Origin of the sequence: Bradyrhizobium sp. Arg237L (genome assembly GCF_029990105.1) — a bacterium.
Taxonomy (GTDB): Bacteria; Pseudomonadota; Alphaproteobacteria; order Rhizobiales; family Xanthobacteraceae; genus Bradyrhizobium.
This window is the reverse complement of record NZ_JAQMIL010000073.1, coordinates 1-21259: the sequence shown is the minus strand read 5'-3', so window position 1 is coordinate 21259 and position 21259 is coordinate 1. Positions and strand designations below refer to the sequence as shown.

Here is a 21259-nt window from a genome sequence, read left to right as displayed (position 1 = left end):
CCGGTTGGAACCCGGGGATAACGGCCTGAAACGGGTTTGGTTGCGCCCAAGCTCGCGGCAGATTTAGGCCGCAAGCCGCAAAATCCTGACGACGTCGGCCGGCTCGCGGATCGGCTGCGGATTCGAGCGGGTGAAGATCGACAGCATCGCATTCTTGCCGATCAGCTCGAAGCGGTCCTCGCCCACCCCGACATCGGCCAGGCGCCGCGGCAGGCCGAGCTTTGCGATGAAGGCGGCGAAGGCCTCGCCGGCATCGAGCTCGGGCGCGCCGAGCGCGGCTGCGATCGATTTCTGTGCCTGCTCGGTCGCGGGACGATTGTAGCGCAGCACGCTCGGCATCATCACCGCCGTGCAGAAATAGTGCGGCACGTCGCAGGTACCGCCGAGCACATGGCCGATCGCGTGGCTTGCGCCCATCGGCACCCGCGCCTGCAAGCCGAAGGCCGACATCCAGGAGCCCAACTGGCAATTGATCCGCGCAGCTTCGTCGTTCGGGTCGTCCTTGGTGCGTGAGAGGCCGTCATGGAGATAACGCAGGCCCTGCAGGCAGACGGCATCGACCAGCGCGTTGCCGCGGATCGAGCAGATCGCCTCGATGCCGTGATCCATCGCGCGGGTGCCCGAACCAAGCCACAGCTTCTCCGGCGTGTAGCGCGTGATGGCGGGATCGAGGATGATGGTGCGCGGCATCATCGTCGGATGATTGAATATCTGCTTCAATTTGCGGCGCGTGTCGGTGACCAGCGTGCCGGAATTGTATTCGCCGCCGGAGAGCGTGCTCGGGATCGCGATCATCCGCACCTTCGGCGTGCGGAAGGGGCCGAAGCGGCGCTCGGGCGTGGTCTCGAAACCATCGAGTCCGGAAGGATCGAAGATCTCGTGCTCCATGCACATCAGCACGATCTTGGCCGCATCCACCACCGAGCCACCGCCGATCGCGACCACGAGATCGGCGCCCGCTTCCTTGGCTTGCTTTGCGGTCTGCACCACGACATCGCGCGTGGTGTGCTGCGGGATGCCGTCGAAGGTCGACGCATAACGATTGCCGAGGGCTGTGCGGATCTTCTCGATCTCGTCGGTTGTGGTGTTGAGCGTACGACTCACAATCAAATAGACGCGTCTGGCGCCGAGCCGCTCGGCCTCCTCGCGCAGCGCCTCGGCCGCGGGCTTGCCATAGATGACGGAATCCATCGAAGGATATTGATAGCTGCCCGCGCTGTGCATGTTCGGCTCCCTCGAACGTAAAGCTAGTTGGCTTGCTTACCTCTCCCGCTTGCGGGGGAAGTTGGCGCGTAGCGCCGGTTGGGGCTCTCTCCCCACGATCGAAAGGCGCGACTCGTGGAGACACCCTCACCCCAGCCCTCTCCCGCAAGCGGGAGAGGGAGCGCAGCGACATCAGGCCTGGAACTTGGTGAAGTCAGGCGGCCTGCGCTCGGCGAAGGCTGCGAAGGCCTCGCGTGCTTCCGGCGTCTTGAGCCGCTCCTTGAACAGGCTGCCTTCCTCGGCCATCCGCGCCGCGATCCGCTCGTGGTCGCGCATCAACTGCTTGGTGAGGCTGAGCGAACCGGCCGGCCGCTTGGTCAGCGCGATCGCGGCATCGCGCGCCTTCTTGCGCAGCTCTGCTGGCGGCACCACGGCATTCGCGAGCCCGCAGGCCAGCGCCGCTGATGCCTCCATCGGCTCACCGAGCGCGAACATCGCATACGCCCGCGCATGGCCGATCCGGAGCGGCAACAGGAAGCTCGAGGCTGCTTCCGGCACCAGCGCGAGATTGACGAACGGCGTGATCAGCCGCGCATTGTCGGCAAGATAAACCAGATCGCAATGTAGCAGCATGGTGGTGCCGACGCCGACGGCATTGCCTTGCACGGCCGCGACCAGCGGCTTCTTTGCCTTGCCGATGGTATCGATGAAGCGGTGTGCCCCACCCTCGACGGAATTGGCGCCGTTGGCCTGGCTCGCAAAATCGGCGAGGTCGTTGCCCGCCGTAAAGCTGTCGCCGTCGCCCTGGAACAGGATCACCCGGACCGCGCCATCGCTCTCGGCGCTATCGAGCGCGTCCGACATGGCGTCATACATGGCCGTGGTGAGCGCGTTCTTCTTCTCGGGACGCTGCAAGGTCACCGTCATCACGCCGTCGGCGATCTCGGTCTTGACATGTTCGCTCATGATTTTCTCTCCGGCTCGCCGTTACCACTTCTCGCCGAACGGGCGGATTTCCAGCTCAAATGTCCAGGCGCTCTTCGGCTGCTGGTAGAGCTGCCAATAGGAAGCCGCGACTGACGCCGGCGGCATCAACAGATCGGGATCGTCGAGCGCGTTGGGGCCAAGGGCTTCGATGCGCCGCTGCCGCACCCATTCGGTATCGACGCCGGAATCGATGATGAGATGGGCGACATGGATGTTCTTCGGACCCAATTCGCGCGCCATCGCCTGCGCCACCGCGCGCAGGCCGAACTTGGCGCTGGCGAAGGCGGCATAGCCCGGCCCGCCGCGCAAGGATGCGGTGGCGCCGGTGAAGAAGATGTTGCCCTGGCCGCGCGGCAGCATCAGCCGCGCCGCCTCGCGGCCCGCGAGGAAGCCGGAATAGCAGGCCATTTCCCAGACCTTGCGGAAAACACGCTCGGTGGTCTCCAGGATCGGGAAGTTGACGTTGGCGCCGATGTTGAAGATGCAGACTTCGAGCGGCGCGTGCTTGTCGGCGTCGTTGAGGAAGGAGATGATCTCCTCCTCCTTCCGCGCGTCGAGCGAGCGGGCATGGATCTCGCCGCCGGCCGCCTCGATATCCTTCACCAGCGGCTCGAGCTTGGCGCCATTACGTCGTCCGGCGAAGATCGTGAATCCTTCGGATGCAAATTTCTTGGCGATCTCGCCGCCGATATAATCGCCGGCCCCGATGACCGCCGCCGTCGCATTTCTCTTCTGCATTGGCCTCTCCCGACTGTTGAATAGGAATAGATTATCGATGGCGCCGCGCGCTCAGGACGTGTGCAGCGACTCCGCCAGTTTGTGCTTCAATATCTTGCCCGTCGAGGTCGCGGGCAGCGCATCGAGCAGGATGATCTCCGACGGCCGCTTGTAGGAGGTGAGCTGCGGCGCGACATGGGCCATCAGGTCCTGCGCCGTCGCCCTCGAGCCCTTGAGCAACTGGACGAAGGCGACCACTTCCTCATTGCCCTCGACCGGCCGCCCCACCACGGCGCACTGCACCACGGCGTCATGGGTCGAGAGCACGGCCTCGATCTCGGCCGGATAGACGTTGAAGCCGGAGCGGATGATCATCTCCTTGGTGCGGCCGACGATATAGAGGCAGTCGCCCTCGAAGCGCGCGAGATCGCCGGTGTTGAACCAGCCATCGGGATCGATCGCCTTCGCGGTGAGATCGGGTGCGCGGTAATAGCCGCGCATGACGTTGGCGCCGCGGACATGGAGCTCGCCAACCGCGCCGCTCGCAACGAGCTTGCCATCCCGGCCGACGATCCTGGCCTCGAGACCGGGCATCAGCGTGCCGACCGCATGGTCGGCTCGCGGCGTCTCCGGCCGGACGCCGGAAATTCCGGGCGAGCATTCCGTGATGCCATACCCGTTGAGCAAAGGCAGCCCGAGCTCCTGCTCGACCCGCGATTTCAGGTCGAGGTCGAGCGGCGCGCCCGCGACCGAGATCAGGCGCAGCGCGCCGCGGTTCAACTTCGAGAGACCTGTCGTCCGCTTGTATTCGAGCAGGCGCTGATAGGTGGCGGGAACGCCGTTCAGGATCGTGATGCCTTCCTCCGCCATCGCCTGCACCAGCGCCGCCGGATCATACTTCGCGACCAGGCGGACGGTGGCGCCGGTCATCAGCGTCATCGTCAACAAGGAGATGCCGACGATGTGCGAGATCGGCAGCACGCAATATTGCACGTCGTCCGACGTCATATTGCGCAGCGCCGCGGTGGTCTGGGCGCTGAACAGGAGATTGCGGTGCGTCAGCATCACGCCCTTCGGCGTACCCGTGGTGCCCGAGGTGTAGATGAGGACCGCGACCTGGTTGGCGCCGTCGGCTTTGACCGGCTCGGGCGAGGTCGCCTCATTCAGCGCGGAAACGCCGATGCCATAGAGCGGTCCAACATCCTGCACCGGTGCGCCGTAGCGCGCGGCATGCGCGGCTGCTTCCTTGGAGACGTCGGTGGTGAAGAAGGCGCGACGCGTGCCGCTGTGATCCTGGATCTGCTCCAGTTCGCGCGGCGACAGCCGCGGATTGACCACGATCGCCCAAGCATCGAGCCGGCTCGCGGCGAACAGAAGGCAGGCGAGCGGGATCGCATTCTCGCTGACGATCATGATGCGGTCGCCGGCGCGGACGCCGAGCGCACGCAGTGCGTCCGCGGTGCCGCCGATAGCGCGGTCGAGTTCGCGATAGGTGAGGCTGCCGCCGTCATCGATCAGCGCCGTGCGATCCGGCGTCGCCGCGACATGCCGGTCGATCACTTCATGAATCCGGTTCGGCAGATTTGCCAGAATTTCGGCCGCCGGGGCCGCCTGCTCCAATATCGTCAATGCCACCTCCCGCCGCCGCGCCCCTTGTCTCGGGTCTTGTCGCGAATTGGTTTGCTCAGATTCCCTGCCGTCTCGCGCAGCCTTTCGCTGCCGCAAGTTGCGCGACGATCTCTTCCTCGACCTCGCGCAGGCGATCCTTGCCGAAGAACATCTCGTCGCCGACGAAGAAGGTCGGCGAGCCGAACTCGCCGCGTGCCACCGCGTTCTCTGTGTTCTCGATCAGCTTCTTCTTGACGTCACCCTGCTGGATGCGGGCGATCACACGATCGATATCGACGCCGGACGAGAGGAACGCGGCGCGGAAGACCTGCGGATCATCCATCTTCTTCGGCTCGACCCACATGTGGTGGTAGGCGGCGCGGAAATAGGACTCGAATAATCCCTCGAGCTCCGCGGCGATCACGCCGCGCATCAGCATCAGGGTGTTCACCGGGAAGAACGGGTTCGACTTGAATTTCGTGATGTGGTGGCGCCGCAGGAAGCGCTCGGTTTCCAGCGCGTTGTATTCGGCCTTGTTCTTGATCCCGCGCAGCGAGTCGAACGGCGACATGTTGCCGGTCGCCTTGTAGACGCCGCCGAGCAGCACCGGGACGTAGTCGAACTTCACGCCGGTGCGCTGTTCGATTCCCGGCAGGACAAGCTCGGCGAGATAGGCGTTCGGGCTGCCGAAATCGAAATGAAACTCGACCTTGAGCGGAGCAGCCATCGATTGCCTTTCCTTGTGCGGAGCGGCCCGTCGCCGCCATCGGTTGCGATCCCGGCTTTAAAGTTCTATTTTAGAACTGTCAATAGCGGATTGCGCCCTGCGGTAACGGGCAGCGCACAAACGGTTGAACAGGCCTCAGTGCCGAATTAGAATGAAACCTGCTTCGCGGACCGCAGGTGACTGGAGACATTGATGAAATGGGACACGCTTGAAGAGGAGCCGTGCTCACTGGCCCGCACGGTGGCCGTGATCGGCGACCGCTGGAGCCTGCTGATCCTGCGCGAGTGCTTTCTTCGCAAGCGCAGGTTCGAGGCGTTCCAGTCCTCGCTCGGCATCACCCGCCATCTGCTCGCCGAGCGGCTGAAGAAGCTGGTGCGCTTCGGCGTGCTGCGCCGGATTCCGTACCAGGAATCGCCGAAGCGCTACGAATACATCCTGACGCAGAAGGGCCTCGACCTCTATCCGATCATCATGTCGATCGTGCACTGGGGCAACATCCACATGGTGGACTCGCGCGGCCGCCCGATGCTGCATCAGCACAAGAACTGCGGACACATGTTCGACCCCGTGATGGTCTGCTCGGAATGCGGCGAGCCGCTGTCGGCCAAGGCCGTCCATGTGCATCCAGGCCCCGGCGCCCGCCAGACCTCGCCGGTGCACGCCATGGCGGCGGATGATCCGAAGGCGAAGGCCAAGACCGAGAGCTGACTGGGGCGCGGTAGCCCGGGTGGAGCGGAACGCGTAACCCGGGGCCGGTGGTTAACCCGGGTTGCGCTGCGCTCCACCCGGGCTACGGGCCGGAAACCTGGCTCGAACCGGGCTAAAATCGCTCCAAATCCTTCATTTTGGGCCGGTTTTCGGCCCGTTTGCCTTGACTCCTGGCGCTTGGCCGCTATAACGGCGGCCAATCCGGCGTGGGATTTCTCGCGCCGTTTGTTTTTGCGTGAATTCCGGGGCACGTCCCCGCGCCGCGCGAAAATCGTAACCCATAGCGACTGAACAAGAAGCCGGCCCGGGGGATACCCCGAGGACGGGATCGAACACGAAGGAATAAAACGATGTTCGCAGTCATCAAAACCGGCGGCCGGCAGTACCGCGTCGTTCCGGATGATGTTCTCGAGATTGGCAAGATCGCCGGCGATGTCGGCACGATCGTGCAACTTGGCGAAGTTCTGGTGGTCGGCGGCGAAACGCCGATCCTGGGCGTGCCGACGGTGGCCGGCGCTTCGGTGGCAGCCGAGGTGCTGCAGCACAAGCGCGGTCCGAAGGTGATCGCGTTCAAGAAGCGCCGCCGCAAGAATTCGCGCCGCAAGCGCGGCTATCGCGATGAGCTGACGGTGCTGAGGATCACCGAGATCCTGACCGACAACGCGAAGCCGACGATCGGCCCGCGGCCGAAGAAGGAAAAGATTGCTGCAGCGCCCACTGAGGATGCTGCATAAGCCTTCAAGAACGCGACGTTAGAGAAATGTGATTGTCACGTATCAAAAGTTGAAGCGTGACAAAAAGTGAAATGATTCCGTCAAGGAATTGATCTAGAGAATTACTGCAGTTGGAGACGAGCTATGGCTCACAAAAAAGCAGGCGGTTCATCGCGAAACGGACGTGATTCCAAAGGCAAACGCCTTGGCGTCAAAGCGTTCGGTGGCGAGCTCGTGATTCCCGGTAACATCATCGCGCGTCAGCGCGGCACCACCTGGCATCCGGGCCTTAATGTCGGCATGGGAACCGATCATACCCTGTTCGCCAAGGTCGAAGGTCGTGTGGAGTTCCGCGCCAAAGGCAATGGCCGCACCTTCGTATCGGTGATTCCGGTGCTCGAGGCTGCAGCCGAATAGACGGTGGACGATATGAGTCCGCCGGATCCTGTTGAACCGGCGGGGCTCTAAGAGGCTCCAGGGGAGGCGGGATACCGGCCTCCCCTTTTCTGTTGCGCGTGTCCCATGTGGGGCCACGCGCAAGGATCGAAGCGTAGCGTACCGTTATCGCATCACAGGAGCCCGACATGCTGCAGGATATCCCGACCCCGATATTGCGCGAGTCGAGAGGTTGCGTCCTCGAGACCGAACGGCTGACCTTGCGCAAGCCGACGCTCGCGGACGTAAAAGCAATTGCGCATCTCGCCAATGATCGTCGCATTGCAGAGAACACCCGCCGCCTGCCGCATCCTTACTTGAGCGAGCATGCGGTCGAATTCGTGCGTGCGACTGCCGGTGGAGGCGGCGAGACCGTGTTCCTGATCGAGAACAGCTCCGCGCCGGTCGGCATGGTCGGCATCAACTGGCGCGAGCCTGATGCGCCGGAGCTCGGCTACTGGCTCGGCGTCGAGCATTGGGGCCAGGGCTTTGGCACCGAGGCGGCGCGCGCGGTGATCGACTACTTCTTCGAGGAATTCGACCACGACTATCTGTTTTGCGGCGCCCGCGTCGCCAACCCGTCGTCGCGCAACATCCTGGAGAAGTGCGGCTTCCAGTGGAGCGGCGTCGAGCTGCACCGCTTCGAAGCGCTCGGCTCCTCCACCCCGGTCGACTGCTTCCGCCTCTCGCGCGGCGTCTGGTCGTCGCTGAAGAGCTGGGGCTCATCGTTGCGGCGGGATCGATAACACGCAGACGGCGTAGGGTGGGCACGCTGCGCTTTGCCCACCTACGTCACAGCATCCTTAGGGCTACACCGGCGGGCTCACCACCGGCTCTTCCCGCCCCAGCTTCTGCTCGCGCAGGAAGATGTAGAGCCCGGCGCCGATGATGATCGCAGCCCCCACAATGGTGGCCCAGGACGGCACGTCACCCCACACGACGAAGCCGAAGATCACCGCCCAGACGATCATCGAATATTGGTAGGGCACCACCACGCTTGCCGGCGCCAGCTTCAGCGAGCGGTTGACGCAGAGCAGCGCGGCGACCGAGATCAGGCCGGCGACGAAGAAGATAGCGAGGCTGCCGGCATCCGGCGTCACCCAGCCGAATGGCGACAGCACGGCGCCGAGCAGGAATGTGCCGCAGAACTGCGACGAGGTCAGCACGATATCGGGCGTTGCGCGCAGCGAGCGCGTGATCAGCATCAGGACCGCGAACGACATGCTGCCGCCGAGCGCGATCATCGCCGGCAAGCTCACGGTTTGCGCTGATGGCCTGAGCGCGATCAATACACCGCAGAAGCCGACCAGGATCGCGCTCCAGCGCCGCCAGCCGATCTGTTCGCCCAGCACCAGGCCCGACAGCGCGGTGACGAAGATCGGACCGGCAAGATAATAGGTGATGACGTCGGCGAGCGGCAGGTAGACGGTCGCAAGGAAGAAGGCGGCGACCTCGAGCGTCGACAGCGTCACCCGCAGCAATTGCAGCCAGGGACGCTCGAGTGGGAAGAACGCCGCGCGCTGCTTCCAGATGATCGGCAGCAGCACGGCCAGTGCCGCACAGGCGCGCAGCCACAACAACTGTCCGACCGAATAGGTCGCGACAAGGAATTTCCCCATCGCATCGCCGAACGAGAACATGAAGATCGACAGCAGCATTAGCCCGATGCCGGCAAGCCGGGCGGAGCGATCATCATAGGCGGAGAGTTTTGCGAACAGGGTCATGGATGACTGGGATGCTTCTCGTCATGGCCGGATTAGGCGGAATCGATTGCCGCATCAACATCGCTGCGATACCGATACATCACAAAACAATCCTTGCGAGGAAAGCCCTGATATGACCGACTTCGACCCCGCCCAACACCGCATGGTGCAAGCACAGCGCTGGTTCGAAGATTTCACACTCGGCGAACGTTTCGTGATCCCGAGCCGGACCCAGACGGAGGCTGTGTTCGCGGCGTTCCAGACCGCAAGCGGCGATACCCATCCGATCCACTATGACATCGAATATTGCCGCGCCCGCGGCATGCCACACCTGCTCGCGCACGGCTTTCAGACCCTGATCCACACCGCGCCCGGCGCCGGGCTGTTTCCCTTCATCGTCGAGGAATCCATGATCGGCTTTCTCGAACAGTCGAGCCGCTTCTTGAAGCCGGTCTATGCCGGCGACACCATCTATCCCGCGCTTGAAGTGACCGAGCTTGTGCCAGGCCGCACCACCGGCGTGGTGACACTGCGCTCCACCGTGTTCAACCAGCGCCGCGAATTGGTGCTCGAGGGGATGCAGAAATTCTTGATCCGACGGCGGCCGGCTTAATCTAAAGAGATACACCTTCGTGCGCGAGCAGCCAGCGCTTGCGCTCCAACCCGCCGCCATATTTGACCAGCGCGCCGTTGGCGCCGATCAGGCGATGGCAGGGCAGCACGACGCTGATCGGGTTCGAGCCGTTGGCGTGGCCGACCGCGCGCTGGGCGTTGGGCGCGCCGAGCTTTGCCGCCATCGCGCCATAGCTCATCGTCGTACCTACGGGGATCTTCGCCAGCGCGGTCCAGACCTTGTTTTGGAACGCCGTGCCGGCGACGCGCCACTGGATGCTGCCGAGGCGATCGAGATCGCCCTTGAAATATTCAGACAGCGCGGCGCGGATATCCTTCGGCGCACGCGCCTGTTTCAGGGCCACCGCGCCATAATGCAGGCGCAGCAGCTCGTTCATCCGCGCCTCATAGTCCTCCCAATCCAGCGCACGGAGCACGCCGTCGTCATCGGTGACCAGCAAAGCTATCCCGATCGGCGTTTCCACCCGATCCAGACCGAAAGTTGTGGCCGGCTTCGTCAGTTTGTCGCGAACAGGCATCTTCATCCCGGATAGCTGAGCGCCGGCATCTTCTCTGCGCGTCGTGCCAGCGTCCACCCGGTTTCCGGGGTTGGGCCCGCACCCTACTTTGGTCGACTGATATCGCTCGGCTTTTCGGCCCGACTCCACCTTGCATTGCAGCAAGGGTTCCTCCACTATCGTCGCTAGCGATGGCATCCGGCGGACCTTGAAGTCCAGCGGAGAAGATCATCGGCACAATCACATGAGGAAGCTGCGAATGAGGAACGGGTTTTTGCATCTGGTCACAGGGACGGCGCTGGCATTCGCGCTGTCGGTTTCAGCGGCCAATGCCCAGAAGAAATACGACCCCGGCGCCAGCGACACCGAGATCAAGGTCGGCCAGACCGTGCCGTTCTCCGGTCCTGCATCGGCCTATGCCTCGATCGGCAAGACCCAGGCCGCCTATATGAAGATGATCAACGACCAGGGCGGCGTGAACGGGCGCAAGATCAACCTGATCCAGTACGACGATGCCTATTCGCCGCCGAAGGCGGTCGAACAGGCGCGCAAGCTGGTCGAAAGCGACGAGGTACTTCTGACCTTCCAGATCGTCGGCACACCATCCAATGCGGCGGTCCAGAAATATCTCAACTCCAAGAAGGTGCCGCAACTATTCGCCGCGACCGGCGCCTCGAAGTTCACCGACCCGAAGAATTTCCCGTGGACGATGGGCTTCAACCCGAACTACTTCGTCGAGGGCCGGATCTACGGCCAGTACATCCTGAAGAACCATCCGACCGCCAAGATCGGCATCCTCTATCAGAACGACGACCTCGGCAAAGATTACCTGAACGGCATCAAGGCCGGCCTCGCCGACAAGGCGGCCAGCATGGTGGTGGCGGAAGCCTCCTATGAAGTGTCCGATCCGACCGTGGATTCGCAGATTCTCAAGATCAAGGATGCCGGCGCGGACCTGTTCTTCAGCGCCACCACGCCGAAGCAGGCGGCGCAGGCGATCAAGAAGATCGCCGAGCTCGGCTGGAAGCCGGTGCAGATCGTCGACATCAACGCGACGTCGGTCGGCGCGGTGATGAAGCCCGCAGGCCTCGAGGCCGCCAAGGGCGTGATCAGCGTCAACTACGGCAAGGATCCGCTCGATCCGACCTGGAAGGATGATGCCGGCATGAAGAAGTATTTCGAGTTCATGGCCAAGTACTATCCGGAAGGCGACAAGGATTCGAACTTCAACACCTATGGCTACTCGACCGCGCAGCTCCTGATCCATGTGCTCAAGGAGTCCGGCGACAATCTCACGCGCGAGAACGTGATGAAGCAGGCCTCCAGCCTGAAGAACGTGCAGCTCGACCTCTCGCTGCCCGGCATCGTCGCCAACACCTCGCCGACCGATTACCGCGTCAACAAGCAGCTCCAGATGATGCGCTTCAACGGCGAGCGCTGGGAGCTGTTCGGCCCGATCCTCGAGGACGCCGGCCCGGCGGGCTAGTCAGCGAGCATCGCAAGACAAACGATCGGCGGCCTTCGGGCCGCCGATTTCGTTTTGAACGTTATAGTGGCGCGCTTTCTCAACGTCATTGCGAGCGCAGCGAAGTAATCCATGCCTCCGCAAGTGGAGAGATGGATTGCTTCGCTTGCGCTCGCAATGACGGGAGCTGCGTAGGGTGGGCAAAGCGCAGCGTGCCCACCATCCACGGTCGGTGCAAGAAAGGTGGGCACGCTTCGCTTTGCCCACCCTACGGCTTGGTGGCTTACTTCGGAATCTCGCCGAACGTCTTGCCGACCGGGAGCACGGCGTGGCGGATCAGGCGCGAATCCTCCACTGCGGCCTGGCGGTGCTTCACTGCTTCGCGATAGACGGGATCGCGGATCATCTCGACGAAGGCGGCGACGCTTGGGTATTCGGCGATGAAGCAATGGTCCCAGCGCTCCTCTTGCGGCCCGATCAGCATCAGTTCGAAACGGCCCTGCCAGACGATGCGGCCGCCGAGCCGCTCGAACACCGGCCCGCTCTCGCGGCCATAGGCGGCATAGGCTTCCGCGCCCGTGGCCTTGCGGCCGTCGGGATAGGCGGCCCATTCGCGCAGGCGAACCAGATTGAGCATGTGGATCGGCCCCGGCCGATCGTTCTCCCTGAACTGCGCGAAGACTTCCTTGGTCGGATCGATATGGCCCATGTGTCTCTCCCTTCTTGTCTTGACGCGTCTTCTGCGCAGATAAGTCCACGCAATCTGCGTAAACTTGATTGCTATGCGAACCGGTGTCCACTTCGCTTGAAAACGCTACGCTCGGTTCCGCAATCTTTATCACGCGCTGCCTCACCTACTAACCCGGCATTGGGATGCGGTAGGGTGGGCAAAGCGACGCGTGCCCACCATCAAGCACTCCGCTCGCAAAGGTGGGCACGCTTCGCTTTGCCCACCCTATGGCTTCGTTCGACGTGGCGCTGCCTCACCTCCTAATCCCGCGTTAAGCTTTGCGTAACCGGGCCTTAAACCGGGAACGCTAGCGTGCGGCGGAACGTGGTGTGAGCAGCGTTTGTGGATGGCGTGGGGAAAGAAAAAGAGCGGCGGGCGCAAGGAGCCGCTATTTGGGCTTCCGGCCGCGCTCGCCGATTTGCGGCTCTCGCCGGCCGACCGCATCCCCAATCCCGAAGACAGGCCGAAGAAATCCGCCAAGCGCAGCAGCAGCAGTGACGCCGGCGCGGAACCGCCGCGCGAGCGCAAGCCCGCTTCGAGTGGCGGGAAACGGCGGAAATCGCGCGGCGGCTCTTCGATCGGCCGCATATTCTATTGGGGCGTCGTGCTCGGCCTGTGGGCGGCGATTGCGGTCGTCGGCGTGGTGGTCTGGGTCGGCGCGCATCTGCCGCCGATCCAATCGCTCGAAATCCCCAAGCGGCCGCCGACGATCCAGATCGTCGGCATGGACGGCAGCGTGCTGGCGCAGCGGGGCGAAATGGCCGGCGCCAATGTCGCGCTGAAGGACCTGCCGCCATACCTGCCGAAAGCCTTCATCGCCATCGAGGACCGCCGCTTCTACTCGCATTATGGCGTCGACCCGATCGGCATCGCGCGCGCAGCGGTGACGAATCTCCTGCGTCGCGGCGTGTCGCAGGGCGGCTCGACGCTGACGCAGCAGCTCGCCAAGAACCTGTTCCTGACGCAGGAGCGCACCATGCAGCGCAAGCTGCAGGAGGCCGAGCTCGCGATCTGGCTGGAGCGCAAGCATTCCAAGAACGAGATCTTGGAGCTCTATCTCAACCGCGTCTATTTCGGCTCCGGCGCCTATGGCGTGGAGGCCGCGGCGCAACGCTATTTCGGCAAGTCGGCGAAGAACGTGACCTTGGCGGAAGCCGCGATGCTTGCAGGGCTCGTCAAATCGCCGTCGCGGCTGGCGCCGAACCGCAATCCTGAAGGCGCCGAGCAGCGCGCGCAGATCGTGCTGTCAGCGATGGCGGACGCCAAGTTCATCACCGAGGCCCAGGCGAAGGCCTCGATCGGCCATCCCTCTTACAACGTGAAGCCGGCCGGCGCCGGCACCGTCAACTACGTCGCCGACTGGATCGGCGAAGTGCTCGACGACCTCGTCGGCCAGATCGACCAGAACATCACGGTCGAGACCACGATCGATCCGAAGCTGCAGAACGTCGCCGAAGCCGCCATCATCGACGAGCTCGCCGCCAAGAGCGTCAAGTTCAACGTCACCCAGGGCGCGCTGGTGGCGATGACGCCCGACGGCGCGGTGCGCGCCATGGTGGGCGGAAGGAACTATGCCGAGAGCCAGTTCAACCGCGCGGTGACCGCCAAGCGCCAGCCTGGCTCGGCCTTCAAGCCGTTCGTCTATCTCACCGCGGTCGAGGCCGGGCTGACGCCGGAGACGATCCGCACTGACGCCCCGCTCGATATCAAGGGCTGGAAGCCGGAGAACTACACCCACGAATATTTCGGCTCGGTGACGCTGACGCAGGCGCTGGCGATGTCGCTGAACACGGTCGCGGTCAGGCTCGGGCTCGAGGTCGGCCCGAAGAACGTGGTGCGGACCGCGCACCGGCTCGGCATCTCCTCCAAGCTCGACGCCAATCCCTCAATCGCGCTCGGCACCTCCGAGGTCTCGGTGATCGAACTGGTCGGCGCCTACGCGCCCTTTGCCAATGGCGGCACCGCCGTCTCGCCGCACGTGGTGACGAGGATCCGCACCGATAGAGGCAAGCTGCTCTACGTTCGGCCAGCCGACCAACTCGCCCGGGTGATCGAGCCGCGCTATGTCGCGATGATGAACACGATGATGATGGAGACGCTGATCTCCGGCACCGCGCGCAAGGCGGAAATCCCCGGCTGGACCGCCGCCGGCAAGACCGGCACCAGCCAGGATTTCCGCGACGCCTGGTTCATCGGCTACACCGCCAATCTCGTCACCGGCGTCTGGCTCGGCAATGACGACAATTCGCCGACCAAGAAGGCGACCGGCGGCGGGCTGCCGGTGGAGGTGTGGAGCCGCTTCATGCGCACGGCGCACCAGGGCGTGCCAGTCGCCAGCCTGGCGAATGCGCAAGTCGGCTGGGCGCTGTCGAATCTGGTGCAGGCCTCGTCGCAGGTCAGCGCGCCGTCACCGCAGTCGCTCGCGCCGCCCTCACCCGTTCCTTCCGCCGGTCAGTATCGCCCGCCGCCGACGCCGACGCGCGCCTCCACGCCGCCCAATCCCAGTGCGCGTCCGGAAGCTGCGGCGGGATTGGATGGTTGGCTGGTCGATCGCCTGTTCGGCGGCCGCTGATTGCGTAGCCCGCTGATCTCGTAGCCCGGGTGCAGCGAAGCGTAACCCGGGACAGTTCGATCTACGTTTGAGACCGTCCCGGATTGCGCTTCGCTCCATCCGGGCTACAGAGCTTTCGTAGGATGGGTAGAGCCAAAGCGAAACCCATCAATTGGGCCGCTGCGGCGAAGAAGATGATGAGTTTCGCTTTCGCTCTACCCATCCTACACGTCGAAACCCTAATCCTCGATACCGTAGCGATGCAGATCGTTGCCGTGGGTGTCGAGCCAGGTCTTGGCGCGATCCACCGACGAGCAGATCCGGCCAACGGTCTTCCAGAACCGCAGCGAGTGATTCATCTCGACCAGGTGCGAGACCTCATGCGCGGCGAGATAGTCGAGCACGTAGGGCGGCGCGAGGATCAGGCGCCAGGAGAACGACAGCGATCCGTGCGAAGTGCAGGAACCCCAGCGGCTCGATTGATCGCGGATCGAGACACGGCGCACGCGCACGCCGAGTTCCGCCGCATAGGCTAAGGACGCCTTGTGCAAATCCTTGCGCGCTTCGCGCTTGAGGAAGTCGTGCACGCGGCGGTCCATGTGCTCCGGCTCGCCGGCCACGCACAAAATCCTTTCGCCGCTGTCACGGATCTCGGTCCACACCGTGCCGCGCTCGCCGGCGCGATGCACGAGCCGATGCGGCACGCCGCGCAGCGGCACCACTGTGCCGGGTTGGAACGGCGCCGCCTTCGGCAGGCGACCAAGACGCGCGGCGATCCAGCCGCCATGAAGCTGCGCGAAGTCGCGCGCATCGGCGATGGTGCCGCGCGGCGGCATCGTGAGGATCGCTTCGCGGTCAGTTGGATGAATGCGAAGCGTGTAGCGACGCGCGCGCCTATGCCGCCGTAGCCTGATCGCGAAATATTGGGAGCCGTGCTTGATGAGAAGAGTCGAGGGTTCGGCGGGCCGCCGATAGAGGAGCGCGCGAGTGGCCATTTCTGAGAGTCCGGGGAGGAGAAGTTCGCCCGGATTCTGCCATATCCGCCGCCAGGGAAATCGCTCGGCGCAAAAACAAATCATTTGCCCAATATACAGAGGCTGCCCGCGATTTGACCCCTACATAGTGGGGTCGGAACCCGAAAAATTTGGACCGACCCGGTCCGAAATCACCCTCGAAGGAACGAGTCAAAACTCATTCCTTGAGCGATCGCCGAATCCGGATTCTTTTAATCAATTCAGCGACTTATAAACCCACCCAAATCGGGCTCGATCACACCGCTACTCAGCGGCTGCGACCAGGGAAAGCCGTGTATTCGCCGACGAAACCATGAAATCGGAGATGCGCGGCACGATTTCAGCACGGAAACGCGAGCCGTTGAACACACCATAGTGTCCGACGCCCTTCTGCACGTAATGCACGCGGCGATGATCGGGAATTGACGTGCACAAAGCATGCGTCGCTTCGGTCTGCCCAAGGCCGGAGATGTCGTCCTTCTCGCCTTCCACCGTCATCAACGCAACGCGCCTGATCTTGGAGGGAGCGACCGGCTCGCCACGATGGGTCATCTCGCCCTTCGGCAGCGCATGCTTGACGAAGACGAGGTCGACGGTCTGCAGATAATACTCGGCGGTCAGATCCATCACCGCGAGATATTCGTCATAGAATTCGCGGTGCTTGTCGACGAGATCGCCGTCGCCCTTCACCAGATTGGCGAACAGCGCCTTGTGCGCATCCATGTGGCGATCGAGATTCATGCTGATGAAGCCGTTGAGCTGCAGGAATCCCGGATAGACGTCGCGCATCATGCCAGGATGCGGGAACGGCACCTTGGTGATGACGTTGTTGCGGAACCATTCGATGCCGCGTTCGGCGGCGAGGTTGTTGACCGCGGTCGGATTGCGGCGGGTGTCGATCGGACCGCCCATCAGCGTCATCGACAGCGGCACGAAGGGATCGCGCCGCGCTTCCATGAGGGAGACCGCGACCACCACGGGCACCGAGGGCTGGCAGACCGCGATGACATGCATGTTGCCGCCAAGCGCATGCAGCATCTCGATGAGGTAATCGACATAGTCATCGAGATCGAAGCGGCCTTCGGACAGCGGCACCATGCGCGCATCGGCCCAATCGGTGATGTAGACCTCGTGGGTCGGCAGGAAGGCTTCGACCGTGCCACGCAGCAGCGTCGCGTAATGGCCGGACATCGGCGCCACGATCAGCACCCGCGGCTGGGGGCTGCGCAGCGGCCGGGTCAGCTTGCGATCGAAATAGAGCAGCCGGCAGAACGGCTTTTCCCAGACCGTGCGGACTTCAACCGCCGTACGCACGCCATTGACCTCGGTCTCGTCGAGGCCCCATTCCGGCTTGCCGTAGCGGCGGGTGGTGCGCTCGAACAACTCGCACGCCGCGGCGACGGATTTGCCGACTTCGGTATGCGTCCACGGATTGAGCGGATTCTGAAACAGGATCTTGGTGGCGTCGGTCACCGCGCGCGCCGGGTTCAGCGACGAATGCGCCATCTCGTACATCCAGTACAGTGGCGTCGTGACCGCCGGACTGCCTTCGGCCGCCAGCGGCGGGGCGCCGCCAAATTCACCAATCGGCATTTGCTTCAAAATCCTTGTTTGCGACGCAGCATACTGTCGAATGCGTAATAAAGCGTCAATGCATCTGTCACTACATCTACGGCCGAAAAAGCTCTAAACAACCGGGAATCCACGGGAAAGTGAAGGTTACTCGCCTCCGCTGAGCAGCGAGCCGTTGCGCTTGGCGCTGCGCAAAAGGGCAAGAAAGATCGCAAATGACGCGACAAGCAGCACCGCGTTGATGATGAGGGCGTCGACCATCAGCTCAGTGCGGAAGACGTGGTCGATCAGGAGCGCCCGCATGCCCTCGAACACATAGGTCGGCGGCAACATCCAGGCGACGACCTGCAGCCAGGGCGGCAATACGCTGACGGGATAATAGATGCAGGCGAGCGGCATCAGCGCGAACATCAGCGTCCAGACGATGCTCTCCGCGCCGAGCCCGTTCCGCAGCACGAGGCCGGAGGCGAAAATGCCGACCGACCAGCTCGTGAAGATCAGGTTGCAGAAGAAGGCGATCAGCGGCAGGCCGATGGCGTAGAAGTTGAAGCCGAAGAAGAACAATGCCAGCAGCGTCATCGGAATGACGCCGATCGCGAGGCGGATCAGGCTCATGATCATCAGCGAGATCAGGAACTCGATCGGCTTCAGCGGGCTCATCATGAGGTTGCCGAGATTGCGCGCCCACATCTCTTCCAGGAATGAGATCGAAAAGCCGAGCTGACCGCGGAACAGGATGTCCCACAGGATGACGGCGCCGATCAGGGTGCCGCCGGCCTGCGCGAAGAACCCCGAGGTCTGCGAAATGTAGTTCTGCAGGAAACCCCAGGTGATGATCTGCAGCGCCGGCCAGTAGACCAGTTCCAATAGTCGCGGCCAGGACGACAGCAAGAGATACCAATAGCGCAGCACCATCGCGTTGATGCGGTTGAGCGACAGCCCGCGATGGACGGCAATCTCGCTCATGTCGCGCTCTCCCGGGTGCGGCCGCGGGCGACGTCCAGGAACACCTCTTCCAGCGTGTCGCGGTTGTAGCGGGCCATGATCCGGTCGGGACTATCGTCATCCTCGATCTTGCCGCGCTTCATGATGATGACGCGGTCGCACAGCCGCTCCACCTCCAGCATGTTGTGCGAAGCGAGCAGGATCGTCGCGTTATGGCTCTTGCGGTAGTTCTCCAGGTGCTGCCGCACCCAATCGGCGGTGTCAGGGTCGAGCGAAGCGGTCGGCTCGTCCAGGAGCAACAGGTCAGGTTCGTTGATCAGTGCCTTGGCGAGCGCCACGCGCGTCTTCTGGCCGGCGGAAAGCTTGCCGTTGGCGCGGTCGATGAAGTCGCGCAGATCGAGGTCGGAGGCGAGTCGATCGATTCTGTCTGCGAGATTCCGCACGGCATAGAGCCGGCCGAAGATCGTGAGGTTCTGGCGCACGGTGAGCCGCATCGGCATGTCGACATAGGGGCTCTCGAAATTCATCCGCCCGAGCACCTCGGCGCTCTGTTCGGGCATCGGAAAGCCCAGCACATGGATGCGGCCGGAGGTCGGCAGCACCAGGCCCATGATCATGGCGATCGTCGTGGTCTTGCCGGCGCCGTTGCCGCCGAGCAGCCCGGTGATGCTGCCGCGCGCGATCCGAAACGAGACATCGTCGACCGCGCGGGTGGCCTTGTAGACCTTCACCAGATGCGCGACATCGATCGCGGCCGGAGCTGCGGGATCGGAAGCTGGCGGCTTACGCGAGATTGTATCTTCGATCTTCATGCAACCCGTTTCATTGAGGCATCAGGTCCCCGAGCGCAAGGAGCTCGTCATGCCCGGGCTTGTCCCGGGCATCCACGTCTTACTCTTTCCTGCGGCAAGAACGTGGATGGCCGGGACAAGCCCGGCCATGACGGGCGCCGCCACAGCCGGATCACGCGCGTTTGTGATCGAGCTGTCGTGTAGCTAAAGTGAGGATATGACCGACGTAGCCGCCTCAGATTTCCGCCAACCACGCCGCCATGTCCGTCTGGATACGATTCTGCGGCTCCGTTGGCTGGCCGCGCTTGGCCAGCTCGCCGCAATCTTCATCGTCGCCCAGGGCCTGGAATTCGACGTTCCCGTCATCCCCTGCATCGCCATCATCGCGCTGTCGGCGCTGCTCAATCTCGCCCTGCAGATCGCGTTCAACCCGATGCAGCGGTTGGAGCCGATCTATGCCGCAGCACTGCTCGCGCTCAATATCGTCGAGCTTGCCGGCCTGTTGTTCCTGACCGGCGGCCTGCAGAATCCGTTCTCGTTCCTGTTCCTGGCGCCGGTCCTGATTTCCGCCACCGCGCTGCCGGTCCGGCTGACGATCGCGCTTGGCTGCCTTGCGGTCGCCTGCGCGTCGGCGCTGGTGTTCTTCCATTTTCCGTTGCCCTGGGACCCCGACGATCCGCTGGTGCTGCAGCCGATCTACCTGTTCGGCGTCTGGCTCTCGATCCTGCTCGCGATCGGTGTCACCAGCCTGTACGCGTTCCAGGTCACCGAGGACACGCGAAAGCTCTCGGACGCGCTGGCCGCGACCGAGCTGGTGCTGGCGCGCGAGCAGCATCTGACCCAGCTCGATGGCCTTGCCGCCGCGGCCGCGCACGAGCTCGGCACGCCGCTGTCGACCATCTTCCTGATCTCGCGCGAGCTGGAACGTACCGTGCAGGACGGCCCGCTCGCTGCCGACCTGAAGACGCTGCGCGAGCAGGCGCAGCGCTGCCGCGACATCCTGAGCAAGATCACCCAGCTCTCCTCCACCGGAGCGCCGTTCGACCGGATGAAACTGTCGACGCTGATCGAGGAGGCGGTTGCGCCGCACCGCGATTTCGGCGTTGCAATCAAGGTGCGGCTTGCTGTCGCAGTCACCACGGAACCGGTCGGCGCCCGCAATCCCGCGATCCTCTATGGCGTCGGCAACATCCTGGAAAATGCGGTGGATTTCGCCAACCAGACCGTCGAGGTGAATGCCTGGTGGAATGCCGAGACCGTCGAAATCGTCATTTCCGATGACGGCCCCGGCATCGCTCCTGACATGCTGAACCGGATCGGCGAGCCTTATTTGTCGCGGCGCCGCAGCGCGGATGAGGCGCAAAACGGCCGCGCGGGGCTTGGTCTTGGCATTTTCATCGCGCGGACCCTGCTGGAGCGCACCGGCGCCAAGGTCACTTTCACCAATCGCGTCTTTCCCGATCACGGCGCCGTGGTGCAGATCGTCTGGCCGCGCGACGTGTTCGAGACGAGCGAAGCTGCCGACGAAATGATGGGCTGAACACAATTCGACAATTTGACGCATTAACCGGCCGGTTTTGGGTGGCCTTGGCATCGCCGCAGTCACACGCCATATCTTTGGTGTTGGAGAAGGGATAGCAGAACCGTGAACGCCATCGCCGAACTGAACGATCAAGCCGACCGCTCATTGCTCATCGTCGAGGACGACAAGCCGTTCCTGGAGCGCCTGTCGCGCGCCATGGAGACCCGCGGCTTCACCGTGACATCCTGCGATACTGTGTCCGATGGTCTGGCGCAGATCGGAAAGGCCGCGCCTGCGTTTGCGGTGGTCGATCTCCGGTTGGGCGACGGCAACGGCCTCGACGTCGTCTCCGCATTGAAGCGCAAGCGCCCCGATGCGCGCGCGATCGTGCTCACCGGCTACGGCAATATCGCCACCGCCGTGACCGCGGTGAAGATGGGCGCGATCGACTATCTCTCGAAGCCCGCGGACGCCGACGATGTCGTCGCGGCATTGCTCGCGAGCGGCACCGAAAAATCCGAACCACCGGCCAACCCGATGTCGGCCGACCGCGTGCGTTGGGAGCACATCCAGCGCATCTACGAGATGTGCAACCGCAACGTCTCGGAAACCGCGCGCCGCCTCAACATGCACCGCCGAACGCTGCAGCGAATCCTGGCAAAGCGCGCGCCGCGATAGTTTGTGGCTAATTCGTAGGGTGGGCAAAGCCAACGGGTCGCGCGAACGCGCGCCCCGTTGG

General features: G+C 63.4%; 21 protein-coding genes. 9 read left to right on the top strand and 12 right to left on the bottom strand.

The genetic code is table 11. The features are described 5' to 3' along the window. Positions 1-63: 63 nt before the first annotated feature. From OZ411_RS33625 to OZ411_RS33605, 5 genes are all read right to left on the bottom strand, one after another. On the bottom strand, positions 64-1224 hold the full coding sequence (locus OZ411_RS33625; protein WP_282531379.1) for an iron-containing alcohol dehydrogenase: 1161 nt from the start codon (positions 1222-1224) through the stop codon (positions 64-66). Positions 1225-1395: 171 nt separating this feature from the next. Further along, positions 1396-2169, bottom strand: a complete 774-nt coding sequence (locus OZ411_RS33620) for an enoyl-CoA hydratase-related protein (protein ID WP_282531378.1) — start codon at positions 2167-2169, stop codon at positions 1396-1398. 21 nt (positions 2170-2190) lie between these two features. Further along, a complete protein-coding gene (locus tag OZ411_RS33615) occupies positions 2191-2928 on the bottom strand; it encodes an SDR family oxidoreductase (RefSeq protein ID WP_130580946.1) in 738 nt (245 codons plus the stop codon). A 51-nt stretch (positions 2929-2979) separates the two neighbouring features. Further along, positions 2980-4536 (bottom strand): AMP-binding protein, encoded by a 1557-nt coding sequence (locus tag OZ411_RS33610; protein WP_282531377.1) that lies wholly within the window; start codon positions 4534-4536, stop codon positions 2980-2982. A gap of 55 nt (positions 4537-4591) precedes the next feature. Next, positions 4592-5242, bottom strand: a complete 651-nt coding sequence (locus OZ411_RS33605) for a 2-hydroxychromene-2-carboxylate isomerase (RefSeq protein ID WP_130580947.1) — start codon at positions 5240-5242, stop codon at positions 4592-4594. A 192-nt stretch (positions 5243-5434) separates the two neighbouring features. Here OZ411_RS33605 and OZ411_RS33600 point away from each other — a divergent pair, with 192 nt between their 5' ends. The 4 genes from OZ411_RS33600 (at position 5435) to OZ411_RS33585 (ending at position 7844) form a co-directional block, all read left to right on the top strand. Next, positions 5435-5950 carry a helix-turn-helix domain-containing protein gene (locus OZ411_RS33600; RefSeq protein WP_130580948.1) on the top strand — a complete coding sequence of 172 codons (516 nt, stop codon included), beginning with the start codon at positions 5435-5437 and terminating at the stop codon, positions 5948-5950. 350 nt (positions 5951-6300) lie between these two features. Then, positions 6301-6684 carry a 50S ribosomal protein L21 gene (gene rplU / locus OZ411_RS33595; protein ID WP_130580949.1) on the top strand — a complete coding sequence of 128 codons (384 nt, stop codon included), beginning with the start codon at positions 6301-6303 and terminating at the stop codon, positions 6682-6684. A gap of 123 nt (positions 6685-6807) precedes the next feature. After that, the gene (gene rpmA, locus OZ411_RS33590) at positions 6808-7080 is read left to right on the top strand and encodes a 50S ribosomal protein L27 (protein WP_027583052.1); all 273 of its coding nucleotides are present in this window, start codon (positions 6808-6810) and stop codon (positions 7078-7080) included. A gap of 167 nt (positions 7081-7247) precedes the next feature. Beyond that, positions 7248-7844, top strand: a complete 597-nt coding sequence (locus OZ411_RS33585; RefSeq protein ID WP_282531376.1) for a GNAT family N-acetyltransferase — start codon at positions 7248-7250, stop codon at positions 7842-7844. Positions 7845-7907: 63 nt separating this feature from the next. On the opposite strand, the gene OZ411_RS33580 is transcribed toward OZ411_RS33585, so the two are convergent. Then, positions 7908-8822, bottom strand: coding sequence for a DMT family transporter (locus tag OZ411_RS33580; RefSeq protein WP_130580951.1), 915 nt, complete (start codon positions 8820-8822; stop codon positions 7908-7910). 112 nt (positions 8823-8934) lie between these two features. On the opposite strand from OZ411_RS33580, the gene OZ411_RS33575 reads away from it, so the two are divergent. Beyond that, the gene (locus OZ411_RS33575; protein ID WP_282531375.1) at positions 8935-9414 is read left to right on the top strand and encodes a MaoC family dehydratase; all 480 of its coding nucleotides are present in this window, start codon (positions 8935-8937) and stop codon (positions 9412-9414) included. Position 9415: 1 nt separating this feature from the next. Here OZ411_RS33575 and OZ411_RS33570 read toward each other — a convergent pair whose 3' ends face one another. Next, positions 9416-9952: a methylated-DNA--[protein]-cysteine S-methyltransferase gene (locus OZ411_RS33570; protein ID WP_130580953.1), complete on the bottom strand. Its 537-nt coding sequence runs from the start codon at positions 9950-9952 to the stop codon at positions 9416-9418. A gap of 238 nt (positions 9953-10190) precedes the next feature. On the opposite strand from OZ411_RS33570, the gene OZ411_RS33565 reads away from it, so the two are divergent. Further along, complete coding sequence (locus OZ411_RS33565) at positions 10191-11417, top strand: ABC transporter substrate-binding protein (RefSeq protein WP_282531374.1); 1227 nt, start codon at positions 10191-10193, stop codon at positions 11415-11417. A gap of 262 nt (positions 11418-11679) precedes the next feature. Here OZ411_RS33565 and OZ411_RS33560 read toward each other — a convergent pair whose 3' ends face one another. Further along, positions 11680-12105, bottom strand: a complete 426-nt coding sequence (locus OZ411_RS33560; protein WP_130580955.1) for a DUF1330 domain-containing protein — start codon at positions 12103-12105, stop codon at positions 11680-11682. A 367-nt stretch (positions 12106-12472) separates the two neighbouring features. Between OZ411_RS33560 and OZ411_RS33555 the strand changes: the two genes are divergently transcribed. Continuing rightward, entirely contained in the window at positions 12473-14698 is a 2226-nt protein-coding gene (locus OZ411_RS33555; RefSeq protein WP_282531373.1) for a penicillin-binding protein 1A, read from the top strand. A gap of 218 nt (positions 14699-14916) precedes the next feature. Here the strand turns inward: OZ411_RS33555 and OZ411_RS33550 are convergent, their stop codons facing one another. From OZ411_RS33550 to OZ411_RS33535, 4 genes are all read right to left on the bottom strand, one after another. Further along, positions 14917-15756 carry a SprT family zinc-dependent metalloprotease gene (locus OZ411_RS33550; protein ID WP_130580957.1) on the bottom strand — a complete coding sequence of 280 codons (840 nt, stop codon included), beginning with the start codon at positions 15754-15756 and terminating at the stop codon, positions 14917-14919. Between the two features lie 198 nt (positions 15757-15954). Beyond that, positions 15955-17283, bottom strand: a complete 1329-nt coding sequence (phaZ, locus tag OZ411_RS33545) for a polyhydroxyalkanoate depolymerase (protein ID WP_282531372.1) — start codon at positions 17281-17283, stop codon at positions 15955-15957. A gap of 126 nt (positions 17284-17409) precedes the next feature. Then, positions 17410-18228, bottom strand: coding sequence for an ABC transporter permease (locus tag OZ411_RS33540; protein WP_282531371.1), 819 nt, complete (start codon positions 18226-18228; stop codon positions 17410-17412). Next, positions 18225-19019, bottom strand: coding sequence for an ABC transporter ATP-binding protein (locus OZ411_RS33535; protein ID WP_282531370.1), 795 nt, complete (start codon positions 19017-19019; stop codon positions 18225-18227). Before OZ411_RS33535 ends, OZ411_RS33540 begins: the two co-directional genes overlap by 4 nt. 196 nt (positions 19020-19215) lie before the next feature. Here OZ411_RS33535 and OZ411_RS33530 point away from each other — a divergent pair, with 196 nt between their 5' ends. Beyond that, positions 19216-20538 carry an ActS/PrrB/RegB family redox-sensitive histidine kinase gene (locus OZ411_RS33530; protein WP_282531369.1) on the top strand — a complete coding sequence of 441 codons (1323 nt, stop codon included), beginning with the start codon at positions 19216-19218 and terminating at the stop codon, positions 20536-20538. Positions 20539-20643: 105 nt separating this feature from the next. Further along, positions 20644-21198 carry an ActR/PrrA/RegA family redox response regulator transcription factor gene (locus tag OZ411_RS33525; RefSeq protein WP_027583039.1) on the top strand — a complete coding sequence of 185 codons (555 nt, stop codon included), beginning with the start codon at positions 20644-20646 and terminating at the stop codon, positions 21196-21198. Positions 21199-21259: the final 61 nt, after the last annotated feature.